Origin of the sequence: Paenibacillus nuruki (genome assembly GCF_001721045.1) — a bacterium.
GTDB classification, from domain to species: domain Bacteria; phylum Bacillota; class Bacilli; order Paenibacillales; family Paenibacillaceae; genus Saccharibacillus; species Saccharibacillus nuruki.
The window spans coordinates 1-1,079 of sequence record NZ_MDER01000088.1 but is presented as its reverse complement, the minus strand read 5'-3'; the positions used below and the strand labels follow the sequence as shown (position 1 = coordinate 1,079).

At 50.8% G+C, this 1,079-nt stretch carries 9 tRNA genes and 1 rRNA gene; all 10 read right to left on the bottom strand.

Annotated features, from left to right (window positions below):
- Nucleotides 1-55: 55 nt before the first annotated feature.
- Nucleotides 56-132, bottom strand: a tRNA-Arg gene (locus tag PTI45_RS22185).
- 21 nt (nucleotides 133-153) lie between these two features.
- Nucleotides 154-228: transfer RNA gene (locus PTI45_RS22180), tRNA-Gly, on the bottom strand.
- A gap of 8 nt (nucleotides 229-236) precedes the next feature.
- Nucleotides 237-318: transfer RNA gene (locus tag PTI45_RS22175), tRNA-Leu, on the bottom strand.
- Between the two features lie 12 nt (nucleotides 319-330).
- Nucleotides 331-406, bottom strand: a tRNA-Lys gene (locus tag PTI45_RS22170).
- Nucleotides 407-411: 5 nt separating this feature from the next.
- Nucleotides 412-486 (bottom strand) — tRNA-Gln (locus PTI45_RS22165).
- 27 nt (nucleotides 487-513) lie between these two features.
- Nucleotides 514-589, bottom strand: a tRNA-Val gene (locus tag PTI45_RS22160).
- A gap of 12 nt (nucleotides 590-601) precedes the next feature.
- Nucleotides 602-673: transfer RNA gene (locus PTI45_RS22155), tRNA-Glu, on the bottom strand.
- Between the two features lie 9 nt (nucleotides 674-682).
- Nucleotides 683-755, bottom strand: a tRNA-Thr gene (locus tag PTI45_RS22150).
- A 3-nt stretch (nucleotides 756-758) separates the two neighbouring features.
- Nucleotides 759-834, bottom strand: a tRNA-Asn gene (locus PTI45_RS22145).
- A gap of 53 nt (nucleotides 835-887) precedes the next feature.
- Nucleotides 888-1,004, bottom strand: a 5S ribosomal RNA gene (gene rrf, locus PTI45_RS22140).
- Nucleotides 1,005-1,079: the final 75 nt, after the last annotated feature.

The window sequence follows — 1,079 nt, the reverse complement described above, 5'->3', positions numbered from 1 at the left end:
TGCTCTACCAAGCTGAGCTACATCCCGTTATGCGTTTATTCACTTTTAGAAAAAATGGCGCGCCCTAAGAGATTCGAACTCCTGGCCTTTTGATTCGTAGTCAAACGCTCTATCCAGCTGAGCTAAGGGCGCAAATAAAACCTTGTAAAAGATTGGAGCGGACGATGGGAATCGAACCCACGACCCTCGCCTTGGCAAGGCGATGCTCTACCGCTGAGCCACGTCCGCAAAACCTATGCGCGTGGAGGGACTTGAACCCCCACGTCGTGAAACGCTAGATCCTAAGTCTAGTGCGTCTGCCAATTCCGCCACACGCGCATGTAAGAAAAATGGTGAGTCATGAAGGGCTCGAACCTTCGACACCCTGATTAAAAGTCAGGTGCTCTACCGACTGAGCTAATGACTCATAAATGGCTGGGGATATAGGATTTGAACCTATGCATGACGGAGTCAAAGTCCGTTGCCTTACCGCTTGGCTAATCCCCAATAAAGTAAACGTGTTATTTAAGAAAATGGTGGAGATTGACGGGATCGAACCGCCGACCCTCTGCTTGTAAGGCAGATGCTCTCCCAGCTGAGCTAAATCTCCAAGAAGTAAATATGACCCGTAGGGGACTCGAACCCCTGTTACCTCCGTGAAAGGGAGGTGTCTTAACCACTTGACCAACGGGCCCTATTGCGAAGCTCTCAACCGGATTCGAACCGGTGACCTCATCCTTACCATGGATGCACTCTACCTACTGAGCTATGAGAGCAAATGGCTCCCCGAACAGGACTCGAACCTGTGACAACTCGATTAACAGTCGAGTGCTCTACCAACTGAGCTATCAGGGAATAGTCACCGTCTCCTCGGATTGCTCCTTGAAACGGTCAATCTGTCTTGCTCTGCTTGGCAACGTCCTACTCTCCCAGGACCCTGCGGTCCAAGTACCATCGGCGCTGGAGGGCTTAACGGTCGTGTTCGGGATGGGTACGTGTGGAACCCCTCCGCCATCATTACCAAACAGTCAGGCTAATGTTGCTCCCTGAAAACTGAATCCGAAAACTGAAACATCGCGTTTGTAGATTTGGATAAGCCC